General features: G+C 69.2%; 16 protein-coding genes. 2 read left to right on the top strand and 14 right to left on the bottom strand.

Translation table 11 applies throughout. From position 1 onward, the window contains the following. Positions 1-9: 9 nt before the first annotated feature. The 10 genes from DX03_RS16245 to DX03_RS16200 form a co-directional block, all read right to left on the bottom strand. Positions 10-675, bottom strand: a complete 666-nt coding sequence (locus DX03_RS16245) for a DUF1287 domain-containing protein (RefSeq protein ID WP_051598887.1) — start codon at positions 673-675, stop codon at positions 10-12. Then, entirely contained in the window at positions 672-1,682 is a 1,011-nt protein-coding gene (locus DX03_RS16240; protein WP_081797259.1) for a symmetrical bis(5'-nucleosyl)-tetraphosphatase, read from the bottom strand. The genes DX03_RS16245 and DX03_RS16240 overlap by 4 nt, the downstream gene beginning before the upstream one ends. 13 nt (positions 1,683-1,695) lie before the next feature. Next, entirely contained in the window at positions 1,696-2,079 is a 384-nt protein-coding gene (gene apaG / locus DX03_RS16235) for a Co2+/Mg2+ efflux protein ApaG (protein ID WP_038690425.1), read from the bottom strand. Between the two features lie 121 nt (positions 2,080-2,200). After that, complete coding sequence (gene rsmA / locus DX03_RS16230) at positions 2,201-3,034, bottom strand: 16S rRNA (adenine(1518)-N(6)/adenine(1519)-N(6))-dimethyltransferase RsmA (protein ID WP_038690423.1); 834 nt, start codon at positions 3,032-3,034, stop codon at positions 2,201-2,203. Next, positions 3,031-4,011: a 4-hydroxythreonine-4-phosphate dehydrogenase PdxA gene (pdxA, locus tag DX03_RS16225; protein ID WP_038690421.1), complete on the bottom strand. Its 981-nt coding sequence runs from the start codon at positions 4,009-4,011 to the stop codon at positions 3,031-3,033. Before pdxA ends, rsmA begins: the two co-directional genes overlap by 4 nt. Before the next feature lie 10 nt (positions 4,012-4,021). After that, positions 4,022-5,371 carry a peptidylprolyl isomerase gene (locus tag DX03_RS16220; protein ID WP_038690419.1) on the bottom strand — a complete coding sequence of 450 codons (1,350 nt, stop codon included), beginning with the start codon at positions 5,369-5,371 and terminating at the stop codon, positions 4,022-4,024. Next, positions 5,368-7,824 (bottom strand): LPS-assembly protein LptD, encoded by a 2,457-nt coding sequence (gene lptD / locus DX03_RS16215; RefSeq protein WP_038690417.1) that lies wholly within the window; start codon positions 7,822-7,824, stop codon positions 5,368-5,370. Before lptD ends, DX03_RS16220 begins: the two co-directional genes overlap by 4 nt. Positions 7,825-7,944: 120 nt before the next feature. Further along, positions 7,945-8,856 (bottom strand): histone deacetylase family protein, encoded by a 912-nt coding sequence (locus tag DX03_RS16210; protein ID WP_038690415.1) that lies wholly within the window; start codon positions 8,854-8,856, stop codon positions 7,945-7,947. Positions 8,857-8,890: 34 nt separating this feature from the next. Then, entirely contained in the window at positions 8,891-9,445 is a 555-nt protein-coding gene (locus DX03_RS16205) for a cob(I)yrinic acid a,c-diamide adenosyltransferase (protein ID WP_038690413.1), read from the bottom strand. A gap of 13 nt (positions 9,446-9,458) precedes the next feature. Continuing rightward, positions 9,459-10,043 carry a hypothetical protein gene (locus DX03_RS16200; protein ID WP_038690411.1) on the bottom strand — a complete coding sequence of 195 codons (585 nt, stop codon included), beginning with the start codon at positions 10,041-10,043 and terminating at the stop codon, positions 9,459-9,461. 94 nt (positions 10,044-10,137) lie between these two features. Here DX03_RS16200 and ubiH point away from each other — a divergent pair, with 94 nt between their 5' ends. Continuing rightward, on the top strand, positions 10,138-11,343 hold the full coding sequence (gene ubiH / locus DX03_RS16195) for a 2-octaprenyl-6-methoxyphenyl hydroxylase (protein ID WP_038690409.1): 1,206 nt from the start codon (positions 10,138-10,140) through the stop codon (positions 11,341-11,343). Then, positions 11,340-12,515, top strand: coding sequence for a UbiH/UbiF family hydroxylase (locus tag DX03_RS16190; protein ID WP_038690407.1), 1,176 nt, complete (start codon positions 11,340-11,342; stop codon positions 12,513-12,515). The genes ubiH and DX03_RS16190 overlap by 4 nt, the downstream gene beginning before the upstream one ends. A 100-nt stretch (positions 12,516-12,615) precedes the next feature. On the opposite strand, the gene DX03_RS16185 is transcribed toward DX03_RS16190, so the two are convergent. The 4 genes from DX03_RS16185 to DX03_RS16170 form a co-directional block, all read right to left on the bottom strand. After that, a complete protein-coding gene (locus DX03_RS16185) occupies positions 12,616-13,011 on the bottom strand; it encodes an EF-hand domain-containing protein (RefSeq protein WP_038690405.1) in 396 nt (131 codons plus the stop codon). Between the two features lie 61 nt (positions 13,012-13,072). Beyond that, complete coding sequence (gene rlmM / locus DX03_RS16180) at positions 13,073-14,119, bottom strand: 23S rRNA (cytidine(2498)-2'-O)-methyltransferase RlmM (RefSeq protein WP_038690403.1); 1,047 nt, start codon at positions 14,117-14,119, stop codon at positions 13,073-13,075. Between the two features lie 24 nt (positions 14,120-14,143). Continuing rightward, positions 14,144-14,704, bottom strand: coding sequence for a nucleoside deaminase (locus tag DX03_RS16175; protein ID WP_038690401.1), 561 nt, complete (start codon positions 14,702-14,704; stop codon positions 14,144-14,146). 195 nt (positions 14,705-14,899) lie between these two features. Beyond that, entirely contained in the window at positions 14,900-16,648 is a 1,749-nt protein-coding gene (locus DX03_RS16170; RefSeq protein ID WP_038690399.1) for a glutamine--tRNA ligase/YqeY domain fusion protein, read from the bottom strand. Positions 16,649-16,864 lie beyond the last annotated feature (216 nt).

Below are 16,864 nucleotides of genomic sequence, written 5' to 3'. Positions count from 1 at the left end.
GGCCAGCGCTCAGGCGGGCGGCCGGTAATGGCCAATGATGGTGTGGGCGAACAGCAGGTCTTCTTCCTGCGTGCCGCGCGCGATGTTGTGCAGGATCAACGGGGTGCCGTCGCTGCGCCGACGGTCGGAGACGATGCCCACGTGCAGCAGCCCGTTGCCGTTGAGCTTCCAGGCCACGATGTCGCCGGCGGCAAAGTCGGCCGCCTGGCGCGAGGCCGGTTGCTGCCAGCCCTGCCGCTCGAACCAGCGCATCAGGTTCGGTACGCGGCGATGGTCGATGTTGCGGTCCGGCCGCGACAGCCCCCACAGCGCCGGGTAGGCGTTGAACGCACCGCGCATGTCCTCGTGGATACGTTGCTGCAGGTCCAGGCCCTGGGTGCGCAGGGCGCGCACGATCACGTCCGTGCACACGCCGCCGTCGAGGGGGACGTCGCCACCGGGATAGCCCAGTACGGCATAGGCCGAGTCGTAGCGCACGGTCTGCCCGATCTGACTACGCGCAGCGGCCACCAGTGGCGGCGAGGGCAGCGTGGGTGGCCGTGCCGCGGGGGCGGGCGTGGCGACCGGCGCGCCGGTGTCAGCGTCGGCCGGCGTCGGACTGCGCTGGCAGGCCACACCGGCCAGGGCCAGCAGTGCTGCCAGACCCACCCGCAGCCGCCGCCTCGTGCCGATCATGCCGGGGTCGGGGTGCTTCCGCCGGTGTCGCCGGCCGGTTCAGGGTTGCGGCGCGGCGACGACGGGCCGCGCGGGCCGCGTTCGCGACGCTGGCCCTGCGGTTGCCGCGGTGGACGGCCGTTGCCCTGCGGCTCGGCATCGCCGGCCGGGCGCCGTGCCGGCGGACGCGGCGGCGACACCGGCCGGGGCACATCGCGGCCCGGGACCTGCACCACGCGCAGCTCGTCGGTATCCAGCTGCAACGCGGTGAGCTTGCCGCCCCATACCGCGCCGGTATCGATGGCATGCACGCCCTGGGTGATGGTCAGGCCCAGGGCCGACCAGTGCCCGCACACGATCTTCAGGTCACGCTCGGCGCGCCCGGGCACTTCAAACCACGGGTACAGGCCCTGTTCCTGCGTGCCCGGGGTGCCCTTGTCCTCGATCCCGATGCGCCCACGCGGCGTGCAGTAGCGCATGCGCGTGAACAGGTTGATGATCGCGCGGGAGCGGTCGTACCCGGCCAGGCCGGGCGACCAGCTGGGCTTGTCGCCATACATGTTGCGGAACAGCTTGCGGTAGCCGCTGCCGTGCAGCTGCACCTCCACTTCGCGGGCATGTTTTTCGGCCAGCTGGGTGGTCCATTTCGGGGCCAGCCCGGCGTGGATCATCATCCAGCCCAGTTCGCGGTCCACGTGCGCCAGCTTCTGCAGGCGCAGCCAGTCCAGCAGCACGTCGCGGTCGTCGGCCTGCACGATGCGCAGCAGGTCCGGGTTGACCTTGCGCTGCTCTTCCTCGGTGCGGGCACCCACGGCCAACAGGCTCAGGTCATGGTTGCCCAGCACCACCACGCTGCTGTCGCGCAGCGAATGGACCAGGCGCAGGGTTTCCAGCGACTGCCCACCGCGGTTGACCAGGTCGCCGCAGAACCACAGGGTATCCACCGCCGGGTCGAAGCGGATCTTCTCCAGCAACCGTTGGGTGACGTCGTAGCAGCCCTGCAGGTCGCCGATGGCCCATACACTCATGCGCGCGCCTCCATCAGTGCAGTGTGCGCGGAACGGTCAACACGAACGGCGCGATGGCGGCGGCGAACTCGGTGCCATCGTCGGCCACCATGTCGTAATGCCCCTGCATCGTGCCGTGTTCCGTTTCCAGCATGACACCGGAGGTGTAACGGAAGTCTTCACCCGGGCGCAGCCGCGGCTGCTCGCCGATCACCCCGTCGCCATCCACGTGCTCGATGCGGCCGTTGGCATCGGTGATGCGCCAGTGGCGCGCCACCAGACGGGCGGCCACACGGCCGTGGTTGTGGATGCGGATCGTATAGGCGAACGCGTAGCGCCCGTCCTCCGGCGTGGACTGGTCGTCGAGGAAGCGCGGAGCGACCTCGACCGAGATCGCATAGTGTGCAGCGTCGTTCATGCAGGCAGTTTAGAGAATGTCGTGCAGTTTGAGGTGAGCGCGCCATGGGATGGCGCGCTCCTTCAGGGAATTCAAGCGGTTTTACGTGCCTGCGCCCGGTCAGCGGCGCAGGGCGGGGCGATCATCCCTGCGGCGCGTCGTCGGCCGCCACCTGCGGAACGTTGGCCAAGGCGATGAACTGCGCCACTTCCAGCTGCTCGGCACGGGCATCGCTGCGTACGCCCGCGGCCTCGAACTGCTCGGGCGTGACCACCCCGTTCAGGGCGTTGCGCAGGGTCTTGCGGCGCTGCCCGAAGGCGGCCCGGACCACATCGGCGAAGCGCTTGCGGTCAATGATGCCGACGGTGTCCGGATCACGCGGCACCAGCCGCACCACGGCCGAGTCCACCTTCGGCGGCGGCCGGAAGGCACCGGGCGGCACCACGAACAGCGCCGTCACCTTGCACCACGCCTGCAGCATCACGCTCAGGCGGCCGTAGACCTTGCTGCCGGGGCCGGCAGCCATGCGGTCCACCACTTCCTTCTGCAGCATGAAGTGCATGTCGCGGATCACCGCCGCATGCTCCATGGCGTGGAACAGGATCGGCGAGGAGATGTTGTAGGGCAGGTTGCCCACCAGCCGGATCTGGCCGTCGCCGGCGAGCTCGGTGAAATTCACCTGCAGCACGTCGCGGTGCACGATGGTCAGCTCGCCCAGCGGTTCAGCGGCGGCGGTCAGCGGCGCGATCAGGTCGCGATCGAACTCGATCACGGTCAGGCGCGGATGGCGGCGCAGCAGCGGCAGGGTGATGGCACCCTGGCCCGGGCCGATCTCGACCAGGCGGTCGTCGTCCTTCGGGTTGACCGCCAGCACGATCTTGTCGATGTAGCTGCGATCGGCCAGGAAGTGCTGGCCAAGCTGCTTTTTGGGCGGCGCGGTGAACCCGCCGGCCGAGGAGGAATACGAGGAAGTCATGGCACCATCTTACGTTGCCGCGCCAGCCGGGCACACAGCGCGGTGGCAGCGAGGAGGCTGGAAGGGTCGGCGATGCCCCGGCCGGCCATGTCCAGCGCGGTGCCGTGGTCAACGGCCACCCGCGGATAGGGCAGGCCCAGGGTGATGTTGACGGCCTGTTCAAAGCCGCTGTACTTGAGCACCGGCAGGCCCTGGTCGTGGTACATCGCCAGCACCGCGTCGAAGCCGGCCAGCTTGGCCGGCAGGAACGCGGTGTCGGCGGGCAGCGGCCCGATCAGGTCCATGCCCTGGTCGCGCAGGCGCTGCAGCAGCGGAATGATCAGGTCCAGCTCTTCACGCCCCAGGTGGCCGTCTTCCCCCGCATGCGGGTTCAGGCCAAGCACCGCGATGCGCGGCGCGGCGATGCCGAAGTCGCGGTGCAGGGCGGCATGCACGGTGTGCAGGGTGCGCGCCAGCCCATCGGCGGTGATGGCATCGGCCACCGCGCGCAGCGGCAGGTGGGTGGTGGCCAGGGCCACGCGCACGATGTTGTTGGCCAGCATCATCACCACCTCCACGCCGGCCTGGTCGGCCAGCAGTTCGGTGGTGCCGCTGTAGGCAATGCCGCCCTGGTTGATCACCGCCTTGTGCACCGGGCCGGTTACCACGCCCTCCAGTTCACCGGACAGGCAGGCCTGGCCGGCCTGCAGCAACGCACCGATCACCGCGCCGGCATTGGCCGGGTCGGCGTGGCCGAAGCGCGAGGGGACGGCATTGCGCACTGCGCGCACACGCAGATCGCCCGGCTGGCGGGCGATGGCATCTTCAGGCAGGAGCTGCAGGGGCAGCGACAGCGCCGCGGCGGCGGCGTGCAGGGTGTCCGGGTCGGCGAAGGCCAGCAGCCGGCACTCGGTGCGCGGCTGCTGGGCAAGGCGGATGCAGAGTTCCGGACCGATCCCGGCGGGCTCGCCCGGTACCAGAGCGAGCTGCGGGATCATCGGGGCAACCTCAGGACTGCGGCGGCGTGGTGGTGCCGGTGCCGGTGGCGTCCGCGCCGGTACGCAGGTTGACGTAGGCTTCGCCACGCAGTTCCTGCAGGTAGCGGTTGTACTCTTCTTCCAGCTTGCGGCGACCGATGGTCTCGCGGATCTGGGCACGCTGGTTGTCGGTGGTCGCATCGGTCTGGCGCGTGGCAACGCGCTGCACGATGTGCCAGCCGGCATCGGTGCGGAAGGCCGGGCTCACGCCGCCGTCTTCCACGCCCGCCACCTGCTTGCCGAAGTCCGGGCCGAAGGCATCGGCCGGGAACCAGCCCAGATCGCCGCCCTGGCCCTTGCTGTTGTTGTCCTCCGACGCTTCCTTGGCCACCACCTGGAAATCGGCGCCGCCGGCGATGCGTGCACGCAGCGTTTCGATCTTGGCCTTGGCCGCGGCATTGTCCTGCTGGTCGGTGATGCGCACCAGGATATGGCGGGCATGGTACTCGGTGATGGTCTGGCCGCTGGCGGCGGCGCTGGCATCGCGCACTTCCACCAGCTTGAGCAGCTGGAAGCCGCTCGGGCCGCGGATCGGGCCGACCACGTCGCCCGCCTTCATCTGCGCCATCATCTGCGCGAATGCGTTGGGAATTTCATCCAGCGAACGCCAGCCCAGGTCGCCGCCTTCCAGCGCGTTGGGGCTGTCCGAATAGCGGACGGCCGCCGCGTTGAAGTCCAGTTCGCCCTTGTCCAGCAGCGCCTTGACGCCATCGGCCTTCTTCTGGCCGGTGCTGATCTGATCGGCGGTGGCGCCTTCCGGCAGGCCGATCAGGATGTGGGCCAGATGGTACTGGGTGCCCACCGAGGCCTGCTGCTTCAGCGCGGCATCCACTTCACCCTCGCTGACGCTGATGCGGCTCTGCGCGAAGCTCTGGCGCAGGCGCTGCACGGTGATTTCATCGCGGACCGAGTTGCGGAAATCGTTGAAATCGATGCCGTCATGGGCCAGGCGCTGGCGCAGGGCGTCCAGGTTGGAACCGTTCTGCTGGGCGATCGCGTTCAGGGCCTGGTTGAGCTCCTGGTCGCCGATCTTGATCCCGCTGCTCTGGGCGCGCGCCACCTGCAGCTTGACCAGCACCAGGCGTTCAAGCACCTGGCGGCTCAGCACGTCTTCCGGCGGCAGCTGGTTCTCACGACCGGCGTACTGCGCCTTGATGTTCTGGATCGCACGGTCCAGTTCGCTCTGCAGCACCACGTCTTCATCGACGATGGCGGCAATGCGGTCCAGCGGCTGGCTCTGCTGGGCCAGCACCTGCAGCGGTGCTGAGACGGTGGATACCGCCAGCAGGGAAGCGAGTAGAACGGGAAGGGTCTTGGTCATGGGATCTGATTCGGATCGTAGTCGTCGCGGTCGGCCCCGGTGTTGCTGGGCGGCACGAGATAGAGGTCGTCTCGGTAGTACCCGAGAATAGCACGGCGCAAGGTGCGGTCCGTGTTCTGGCCGATGGAGCTCAAGCCCTTGAGCACGAACTCGATCTGGAAGGAATTGTTCAGCTCGCCCTCGCGGTTGCGCACGTAGCGGCGGGCGATGGCGCGAACCGCCAGGCAGCAGCTGTCCCACTGCACGCCACCGATGATTTCCAGCGGCTTCTTGTCTTCGAGGGAGTAGTAGTAGCGCCCCACCAGGCTCCAGCGCGGGCTGATCGGGTACAGGAACGACAGGTCGACCTGTTCAAGCAGCGTGCGTTCTTCCTTGGTCGCGGTGATCGGCGCTGCCGCGTTGATGCGGTAGCGGTAGGTCAGGTTGACGACGCCGTCGTTGGACATCAGATACCGCGCCCGCAGGCTGGCCAGGTCCTCCCGCTTGTACTTGGGATCCCACTGGTAGGTGGCCCCGAGCGTCCAGCGGTCGTTGACGGCGTAATTGGCATCGGCGATCCACGCCGACTTGCCCTGCTCGACCTGGGCCTGCTGGCCCGGCAGGGTGACCCGCGAGTCATCGAAGTACAGGATCTGGCCGATGCTGCCGGAGAAGCGCTCGCGCCCGGTGGTCTGGTCGATGAAGCGGGTGCTCAGCGCCATGGTCAGCTGGTTGGCATCGTTCTGGCGGTCGGCGCCGGTATAGCGCGAGTCGCGGAACAGCTGGCCCCAGCTGAAGGTGAAGTCGCGGGTGTCGAAGATCGGCAGCTCGCTCTGGTCGCGGTACGGCGTACGCAGGTAGAACAGGCGCGGCTCCAGGGTGTGCAGGAACGACTTGCCGCCGATGGTGGTCTCGCGGTCGAAGAACATGCCCGCATCCAGGCTGGCCACCGGCAGGCTGCGGCTGGGCGAGGTATTGCCACGTAGCTGGTCCGGGGTGGCCGTGGTCGGATCGATGCCCGCGTCGAAAAGCGCCTGGCGGCGGACCTGGTCGGCCAGACCCTGCTCGAGGTCGTAGGCGGTGTAGCGGTAGGCCAGCGTCGGGGTCACGTACCACGACGGCCCGCTGAAGGGCAGCGACACGTAGGGTTTGATGTCCAGGCGCGAGCCGTTGAAGCGCGGATCAACCACGCCGGAGCGGAGGTACTCGCCGTCTCCATCGACGATCTTGCGGCGGTTGTCGTCGTGGGTGAAGCGCACGGCTTCGGTATACACGCCCGCTTCCAGCCACGGCAGCAGCGGCTTGTCCCAGTTGAAGAACGCGCGCGGCTGGCGCGCATACGGCAGCGAATCTTCGGTCAGGGTGTAGTCGGTGAGCTGCCAGTAATCGGCCATCAGGCCGCCGGTCCAGTTCTCGCCGGTGCCGTAGATGCCCACCTGGCTCTGCAGGTTGGACGCGGTCACGCCCAGCAGCTTGCTGGAGAAGTCCTCGGTGTACCGCTCATCGCTGACCCAGGCGATATTGGCGCGCGCCTGCCAGTTGGCATTGATGTTGTGGTAGCCCTCGAACTCGACCCGGCCGCGATCCTTGTCACGCAGCTTGTCGTTGGGCAGGTAGGCGGTCAGCAACGTGCCGCGGCCCCCGTCGTAGAGGTAGCGGAACTCGTTGTCCAGCATCAGGCCGCGCTTGCTCATGTAGCGCGGGGTCAGGGTGTCGTCGTAGTTCGGCGCCAGATTGAAGTAGATCGGCTGGGCGTAATCGAAGCCGTTGCGCCCGGACAGGCCCAGCTGCGGATACAGCAGGCCGGTCTGGCGACGGTCGTCGATCGGGAACTTGAAGTACGGGGCCCACAGCACCGGGACCTTGCCGATCCGCAGCACGGCGTTGCGCGCGGTGCCGAAGCCTTCGTCGTTGTCCACTTCGATCTGCGGTGCCGACAGCTTCCAGACCGGCTGGGACGGGTCGCAGGTGGTGTAGGTGGAGCGGTGCATCTGCCCGACCGCACCCTGCAGGTCCACCGATTCGGCGCCACCGTTGCCACGGCGATCCACCAGCTGGTACTGGATGTCGCTGATCTTGTGGGTGTCCGCTTCCTGGTTGCCTTCGGCGCGCTTGGCCACCATCCGGATCGAGGAGTCCTGGTAGCGGACGTTGCCCTCGGCGATGTAGTTGCCGCTTTCGGTGTCGAAGCTCAGGTGGTCGGTACCCAGGAACTGGTCGCCGCGCTTGAGCGCGACGTTGCCCTGGTACTGCGGCACCGTGGACGTGCCAAACAGCTGGTCGCCCTCGATGTCGGTGTCCTGCTGGTCGCGCGTGGCGGCCGCGGCCTTGTCGGCTTTGGGCGCATCGTCGAACACGGGCAGCACGTCAGTGGCCGGGCACAGGCCCCAGTTCACCGGTTTGTCGTCGGCCATGGCCGGCAGGCAGATGGCGATGCTCAGGGGGAGAGGCAGCAGGCGGAGGGCTCGGCGCACGCGGGAGTCGGATTCGGGGGAAAACGGATCGTAGCTTGCCCCATCCCTTGCATAGGGGCAATGAAGGCCTTGCCCGGCCAAGGGTTCAGGTTCATGCGCGGGCTCGACCCGCGCAGCTGCTCAGCGCAGCTGGCCGACGTGGGCCACGCTGCATTCGGCCAAGGCCTGCAGGTCGTATCCGCCCTCCAGCATGGACACCACCCGGCCACCGCCATGACGCCGGGCCAGCCCGCGCAGCTCGGCGGTGATCCAGGCGAAATCGTCGGTCTCCAGCATCAGGTCGGCCTGCGGATCGCGCAGATGCGCATCGAAACCGGCCGAGATCAGCAGCAGCTGCGGGCGGAAATCGTCGATGGCCGGCAGCATTTCATCGGCCCAGGTGTTGCGGAAGCGGAACCCGCCGCTGCCCGGCGGCAGCAGGATGTTCATCAGGTTGCCGGCACCGCGGTCGCGGCGCAGCCCGGAGTTGGGAAACAGCCCGGCCTGGTGGGTGCTGTAGTAGGCCACGCCGGGGTCGGCGATGAAGATGTCCTGGGTGCCGTTGCCGTGGTGCACGTCGAAATCGACGATGGCGATGCGTTCCAGGCCGTAGCGGTCGCGCGCATAGGCGGCGGCCACGGCGATGTTGTTGAGCAGGCAGAACCCCATCGCGGTGCTGGCGGTGGCATGGTGGCCGGGCGGTCGCACCGCGCAGAACGCGACCGGGTCATCGCCCAGCATCACCGCGTCCACGGCGGCCACTCCGGCACCGGCGGCATGCAGGGCCGCGCTGGCCGAACCGGGCGAGGTCAGGGTGTCCATGTCGATCTGGCGCAGCGGCTCGGTCTGCGCCTTGAGCACCAGGTCGATCAGCTCGCTGTCGTGCACACGCGCCAGCTCGCCGAGCTTGGCCGGCGGCGCCTGGCGCCAGTCCAGCTGGTCGGGGAAGGCGGCGAGCAGGGCATCGAGCACCACCTGCAGGCGTTGCGGGGATTCAGGGTGGCCGCGGCCGGGATCGTGTTGCAGACAGGCAGGGTGGGTAAAGACCAGCATGCGGGCAGGGGTTCCGGTGGGGCGGAAGGAGGGCTCAGGCGTGGCGGCGTTCGTGGCGCCACACCACCTCGCCGTGCCCGTCGGCGCGGGCCAGCACCCGGGCCAGCACGAACAGCAGGTCGGAAAGGCGGTTGAGGTAGCCGATGGCTTCGGCGCGCACCGGCTCCAGCCGCGCCAGGGTCACCGTTTCGCGCTCGGCCCGGCGCACGATGGTACGGGCCAGGTGGCAGCGCGCGGCCGCCTCGCCGCCGGCCGGCAGGATGAAGTCCTTCAGGGCGGGCAGGTCGGCGTTGTAATGGTCGAGCTGCTGCTCCAGGGCGTCGATGTCGGCCGCCTGGATGGCCGCGTGGCCGGGAATGCAGAGCTCCCCGCCCAGGTCGAACAGCTGGTGCTGCACGGTGGTCAGCAGCGCCCGGACGTCGTCGGGCAGGGCGACCGCCAGCAGCACGCCCAGCGCCGAGTTGGCCTCGTCGACGGTGCCGTAGGCGTTGACCCGCTGGGCATCCTTGGGCACCCGGCTGCCGTCGCCGAGCCCGGTGCTGCCGTCATCGCCAGTGCGGGTATAGATGCGTGAAAGCCGGTTGCCCATGCGTGCCGACCGCTCAGCGCAGGACGTCGTGGCGCGCCTGCAGCAGCTTGCCGACCTGTTCGGTGGTCAGCTGCAGCGCGGCGGCCAGGCCGACATAGATCGCGGCAGTGCGCAGGTAGGGCACGAACCAGTCGGCGTAGTTCTTCAGCCAGCCGGCGGCAGTCGGTTCGGCCACCATGTCGCTGCTCCAGTAGAACCCGCCCTGCGCGAATAGGTGGCAGACCCCCACCGCGCCCACCAGCAGCAGGGCCGCCTTGCCCAGCGTGAGCCACTGCGCGCCGTGGTACCCCTGGCGCAGCAGCATGCCGCCGGCCCACATCGAGAAGTACGCCGGCAGCAGCATCCAGGTGCCAGGCGAGACGCAGTAATGCTGCAGGTACTGCTGGCCGCTGCTGCGGATCACCAGGATGTCGATCACGATGGCCAGCGCCATCAGCAGCGGGAACGCCCAGCGGGTCCAGCTGCGCAGGTAGAACCCGCCGATGAAGAACACGGCCCAGGAGGCATCCGGGATCGCCATGAAGTGATTGACCCGGGTGGCGGCCATCAGCAGTACGAGCACGGACAGGACGAAGGCGCGTTGGGCGGTGGTGGACATGGCAGCCACGGGAAAGGGTCAGGCATTCATTCTAGCGCCTGCTGCGGCAGGCCGCCGCACGCGCCGGGAACGGCCCAGCGCTTATCATGGCGGCATGAGTGAACGACATGACGTAGTGATCGTGGGCGGCGGGCTGGTCGGTGCCAGCCTGGCCATTGCGCTGGACCGCGCCGGGCGCGACGTCGGGCTGGTGGAAGCCACCCCGGCTGGCACCCTGCCGACGGTGTTCGACCAGCGCAACCTCAGCTTCGCCGCCGCCACGGTCAACGCGCTCACCGCGTTGGGCGTGATGCAGCGGCTGGGCACCGCGCCCGGTGCGATCACCCGCATCCATGTCAGCCGCGCCGGCGATTTCGGCCGGGTGCAGATGGACGCCGCGCAGTACCAGCGGCCGTGGTTCGGCCAGGTGGTGGTGGCGCGTGATTTCGGCACCGCGCTGGAAACCTGCCTGCAGGCGCTGTCGCACCTTACCCGCTACCGCCCGGCGCGCTTCGTGCGGCTGGGCGCCACGGTCGACGGCTACCGCCAGGTATTCATCGCCGACGACAGCGGCGAGCGCTGCCTGCTGGCGCGGCTGGTGGTCGGCGCCGACGGCACCCGCAGTGGCGTGCGCGAGGGGCTGGGCATCGGCGTGGACGAACACGATTTCGAACAGACCCTGTTCGTGTCGCGGGTGCGTGGCGCGCGTGCGCCCGATGGTACGGCCTATGAGCGGTTCACCGACACCGGCCCCACCGCGCTGTTGCCGCGTGGCGATCGCCACTTTGGCGCCGTGCACGGCGTGGCCCGCGACCAGGCCGAGGCGGTCCACGCGCTGGACGATGCGGCGTGGCTGCAGCGGCTGCAGGACGCGATCGGCTGGCGCGCCGGGCGGTTGCTGGAAAGCGGTCCGCGCAGCGCCTACCCGCTGATCCAGGTGCTGGCGCAGGCGTTGGTGGGCGAGCGCGCGGTGCTGCTGGGCAATGCCGCGCAGACGATTCATCCGTTGGGTGCGCAGGGCTTCAACCTGGGCCTGCGTGACGCGCTCACTCTCGCCGAGCTGGTGGCCGATGCGCAGGACCCCGGCAGCGACGCATTGCTGCAGGCGCACGTGGCGCGCCGTGCCGAAGACCGCGCGCAGACCATCGCCTTCTCCGGCGGGCTGGCCCGCCTGACCAGCAATCCGGCGCCGTTGATGCGGCCGCTGCGCAGCCTGGGCCTGCTGGCCGCGCAGGCCACCCCGATGCAGTCGATGCTGGTCGGCGGGGCGATGGGCTTCCGGGGCGAAGTGCCGGCGCTGTGCCGTGGAGCGGGCGTATGAGCCGGCGCGCGCGCGATGTGATCGTGGTGGGCGGCGGCGTGGTGGGCGCGGCCTGTGCGCTGGCGCTGGCCGACACGGGGCTGCAGGTCACCCTGGTGGAAGGCCGCGAGCCGGCGCCGTGGCAGCCGCAGCAGCCGGACCTGCGCGTCTATGCGTTTGCGCCGGACAACGCGGCCCTGCTGGCCGCGCTCGGGGTATGGCCGGCCGTCACCGCGGCGCGTGCCTGTGCCTACCGGCGCATGCGCGTGTGGGACGCCGGCGGCGGCGATGAACTGCGCTTCGATGCCGACCACCTTGGCCGCGAGCAATTGGGCTGGATCGTGGAGAACGACCTGCTGGTGGACCGCCTGTGGGCGGCGCTGCCGGCGGCCGGCGTGCAGGTCTGCTGCCCGGCGCGCGTGGAAGCGCTGGAACAGGAGGCCGACGGCGTGCGCCTGCGGTTGGAGGATGGCCGCCGGCTGGAAGCATCGCTGGCCATTGCTGCCGACGGTGCCGAATCCACCCTGCGTCGTCTGGCCGGGCTGGAGGTCAGCCGCCAGGACTATGGCCAGCGCGGCGTGGTCGCCTACGTGGACAGCGAAAACGACAACGAAGCCACCGCGTGGCAGCGCTTCCTGGTGACCGGGCCGCTGGCGGTGCTGCCCATTGCCGGGAAGCGCAGCTCGATTGTCTGGACTCTGCCCGATGCCGAGGCCGAGCGGGTGCTTGCGCTGGACGAGGCCGCCTTCGGGCGTGAGCTCACCCAGGCCTTCGCCGGGCGGCTGGGGGCGATGACGCTGGCATCGCGGCGGGCGGCCTTCCCCTTGCGTCGCCAGCTGGCCACCGGCTACGTGGCCGGGCGCGTGCTGGCGTTGGGCGATGCGGCGCACGTGGTGCACCCGCTGGCGGGGCAGGGCGTCAACCTGGGCCTGCGCGACGTGGCCGCGCTGCGCACGCTGGTCCTGCAGGCGCAGCAGCGCCGCCAGGACTGGATGTCACCGCACCGGCTGCAGCGCTGGGCGCGTGAACGGCGCAGCGAGAACACCGTGGCCGCCTACAGTTTCGATGCGATCAACACCGTGTTCTCCAACGACGAGCTGCACCTCACCCTGGCCCGCGGCCGCGTACTGGGCTGCGCCGGCAAACTGCCGCCGCTGGTGTCGATGTTCTGGAAGCGCGCCGCCGGCGTGTAAGGCCGCGCAGCCGGGCAGCGCCCGGCACTACGTGGCGGTGGCGGTGCGTTGGGCCGTAGCGCCGGGCTCTGCCCGGCTGCACGATGGTGGCGCGCCCGCCTCAGTCGGTCAGCCAGCCGGCCAGGTCGGCACGGTCCAGCTTGCCACGCCGCTTCACATCCAGGGCGCCGAATTCATCGGCCAACGCCGGGTTGGCCTGTGCTTCGGCGCGGCTGATGAAGCCATCCCCATCGGTGTCCAGCGTCGCGAACGCGAACCGGTACTGGCCCACCACACTCACCGGCTGCACCGACCGCACCGTCACCGCCGCCTCGCCCGCCGGGGCGGCCAAGGTCACCTGGTGGGTCACCCGGCCCTCGGACAGCGACTGCGTACGTACGCTGGCGGGGACCTCGCGCAGCGGTTCGCTGATCGCCGGCGACGGCGTGTAGGCCTGCGCCAAAGCGAGCGAAGGCAGCAGGCACAGCAGCAGGATCAGGGTGGGGCGAGGTCGCATGCAGACTCCGTGAGTTACGTGGGCAGGGAGAGCCGGGCCATGCCCGGCTGTACCGCGTTGATCACCGCAGCGGCGAGGCCAGCACCGTGATTTCCTCACGGTCGTGGTACAGCTGCTTGGCCCGCACCACCAGCGGCTTGCCGGCCTGTTCCTGGAACAGGTCCAGGCACAGGCGGGTTTCGTCCCAGCGCTTCTTCATCGGCAGCTTGAGGTTGAAGATCGCATGCCTGCACCAGCCTTCGCGGAACCAGGTGGCCATGCGCTCGGCCACCCGGCGCGGCTGTTCCACCATGTCGCAGACCATCCAGTCCAGCGGCGTGTCGGGCTGCCAATGGAAGCCGTCGGCCCGCAGGTGTTCCACCAGCCCGGTCTCCAGCACGTGCTCGCGCAGCGGGCCGTTGTCCACGCTGATCACTTTGACGTGCTGGCGGGTCAGCACCCAGGTCCAGCCGCCGGGCGCGGCGCCCAGGTCGGCCGCGCGCATGCCCGGCTTGACCAGCTGTTCGCGTTCTTCCGGGGTGAGCAGGGTGAGCAGGGCTTCGTCCAGCTTCAACGCCGACCGCGACGGGGCATCGGGCAGCAGCTTCAGGCGCGGAATGCCCAGCGCCCACGGCGCGCTGTCGCGGGTGTCGCTTACGCAGACGAACGCATGGCGGCCATCGACGAACACGACGTGCACGCGCGGCAGCGCGGTGTTGGCCTTGTCGGTGAGCAGGCCGGCCTTGCGCAGCGCCGGACGCAGCGCATTGCCGAACGCGCGGGCCAGGCCGGCCAGCGGCTTGCCTTCGTCCGAGTCGGGATGTTCCACCCACATGTCGCCGAAGCGCTGCTGCCCCTGCAGGGCGGCGATGATCGGGGTGATGCGGTCGCTGGGGTCCAGCTCGCGCAGTTCGGCCAGCACCACCAGCTTCTGGCGCGCGAAGATCAGCGACCGCCACGGCAGCGCCTTGGACAGCGCGGCGCCTTCGTCGGTGGCGAACAGCACATAGCCGTCGTTGCGCTGGGTGCGCGCATAGCCGGCAATGCCGGCATAGGCGGCGCGCTCGGACAGTTCACCGGCCAGTTCCGGCTCGAAGCCCTGGCGGCACAGACACAGCAGGCCGCTCATCGCAGCGCGCCCGAGGCGCGGCGGTCAGTAATGCGCACCGTTGATCTCCCCATACTGGCGCAGCACGGCGCGCGCGGCGTCGCGTTCAATGTCGCGCACCACTTCGATGCCGCGCTTGTTGAGTTCACCGACCCAGTCGGCCGGCAGCGGGCCTTCATCGAACGGTGTGAGTTCTTCCACGTCCTGCGCACTGGCACCGATCAGCAGTCGGTCGATGCCGGCCCAGATGGTGGCGCCGTAGCACTGGCAGCACGGCTGCGACGAGGTGGCCAGGGTGATCGGGCTCAGCACGTCGTTCAGGCGCGGGGTCTGCAGGCGCTGCTGGGCCAGCATGTAGGCCATGTTCTCGGCATGGGCCAGCGAGGTGCTGTGCGGCACCACGCGGTTGACGCCGGCGGCGATGACGCGGTGGTCCGGGCCGAACACCACCGCGCCGAACGGGCCGCCGGTTTCCGCCTCGACATTCAGGCGCGACAGCTCGATCGCCAGGGCGACCTTGGCGGCATCGTCGGGATACACACGGGCCAGGTCGATCTGGTCGTGGATCCAGGCGGGCAGGGTGAGGTGGACTTGCGCGTACAGCATCGGGGCGTGGGCCTCTTCAAATATGGAGCAGCGGCAGTGTATCGGGCCGCGCGTAGGGATGCCGTGTCCGCGCTGAACGCGGCCACGGGGCTGGGGGCGCAGGGGATGCGCCGCTGGCGTGGGGAGTGGCGGCGCGGCGCCGCCGGTGCGGGGCCGCGCAGCAGGGTGGCCGGTGCATGGCACCGGCCTGCAGGCTTACGCCGACCAGGTGTCGCGCAGGGTCACGCTGCGGTTGAACACCGGCGTGGCGGCGGTGTGGTCGCGACGGTCCGCGACGAAATAGCCGGTGCGCTCGAACTGGAACGACTGCTCCGGCGTGGCGCTGGCCGCGGCCGGCTCGACGTAGCCGGTGACGGTGCGGCGCGATTCGGGGTTGAGGTAATCGCGGTAGGTCTTGCCGTCGGTTTCATCGTCCGGGTTGGGCACCGAGAACAGGCGGTCGTACAGGCGGATCTCGGCCGCCACGGCATGCACCGCGCTGACCCAGTGGATGGTGCCCTTGACCTTGCGGTTGGCGCCTTCCATGCCCGGGCGCGATTCCGGGTCCAGCCAGCCACGCAGCTCGGTGATGGTGCCCTCGGCGTCCTTGATGACCTCATCGCAGCGGATGATGCCGGCGCCGCGCAGGCGCACTTCGCCGCCCGGCACCAGGCGCTTCCAGCCCTTGGGCGGGATCTCGGCGAAGTCCTCGCGCTCGATCCACAGTTCGCGTGCGAACGGCACCTCGCGGGTTCCAAACGCCTCGTCCTTGGGGTGGTTGGAGAAGGTCAGCGTTTCGGCGTGGCCTTCCGGCAGGTTGGTCAGCACCAGCTTGACCGGGTCGACCACGGCCATGCGGCGCGGCGCGGCGCTGTCCAGGTCTTCGCGCAGCGCGCCTTCCAATACGCTGAAATCGATCATCGAATTCTGCTTGCTGATGCCTACGCGCTCGGCGAACAGGCGCATCGCGGCCGGGGTGTAGCCGCGGCGACGCAGGCCCTGCAGGGTCGGCATGCGCGGGTCTTCCCAGCCGTCCACCAGCTGTTCGGTGACCAGCGCCATCAGCTTGCGCTTGCTCATCACCGTGTAGTTGATGTTCAACCGCGAGAACTCGATCTGGCGCGGCTTGGCCGCCTCACGCGGCAGGCCGCGCTCGACCAGCGGTGCGGTCAGCGCATCGTCGTGGGCGAAGTCGACGTTGTCCACGCACCAGTCGTACAGCGGGCGGTGGTCTTCGAATTCCAGCGTGCACAACGAATGGGTGATGCCTTCAAGCGCGTCACCCAACGCGTGCGCGAAGTCGTACATCGGGTAGATCGGCCAGGCGTTGCCGGTGTTCTGGTGCTCGACGTGCTTGATGCGGTACAGCGCCGGGTCGCGCAGGTTGATGTTGCCGCTGGCCATGTCCATCTTCGCGCGCACGGTGCGGGCACCGTCCGGGAACTCGCCGGCGCGCATGCGCGCGAACAGGTCCAGATTCTCGTCCACGCTGCGCTCGCGGTACGGCGAGGGGCGGCCCGGCTCGGTCAGGGTGCCGCGGTAGGCGCGCACTTCCTCGGCCGACAGGTCGCACACGTAGGCCTTGCCGTCGCGGATCAGCTTCTGGGCGGCCAGGTAATAGGCGTCGAAGTAGTCCGAGGCGTGGCGCAGCTCGTTCCACTCAAAGCCCAGCCAGCGCACGTCGTCCTGGATGGCAGCCACGTACTCGGGGTCTTCCTTGGCCGGGTTGGTGTCGTCGAAGCGCAGGTTGCACACGCCGCCGAACTCGCCGGCAATGCCGAAGTTCAGGCAGATCGACTTGGCATGGCCGATGTGCAGGTAGCCGTTGGGCTCGGGCGGGAAGCGGGTCTTGATCGCGGCATGTTTGCCCGCGGCCAGGTCCTCACGGACGATCTGACGGATGAAATCCCGCTTTTCGTGGGCTTCCGGAAGGGCGTCGGTGGGGGCGGCAGTAGGCTCGGACATGGTGCGCGGTCGCAGTCTAAAAGGCAGAAAGACCAACAGTTTAGCCTGTCGCAAGGCGACAGGCTAAACGGGTAGGTGCCGACCGTTGGTCGGCACGCCTTTTGCTGGCCGGCTCCTCATGACCCAGGAAAGAACCGGTAGTGCCGGCCGCTGGCCGGCTCCTCATGACCCAGGAAAGAACCGGTAGTGCCGGCCGCTGGCCGGCTCCTCGTGCTG

Source organism: Stenotrophomonas rhizophila (genome assembly GCF_000661955.1).
In the GTDB taxonomy this organism is placed as follows: domain Bacteria; phylum Pseudomonadota; class Gammaproteobacteria; order Xanthomonadales; family Xanthomonadaceae; genus Stenotrophomonas; species Stenotrophomonas rhizophila.
Note: the sequence above shows the minus strand (reverse complement) of the source record. Positions and strands in the feature narration are given on the sequence as shown.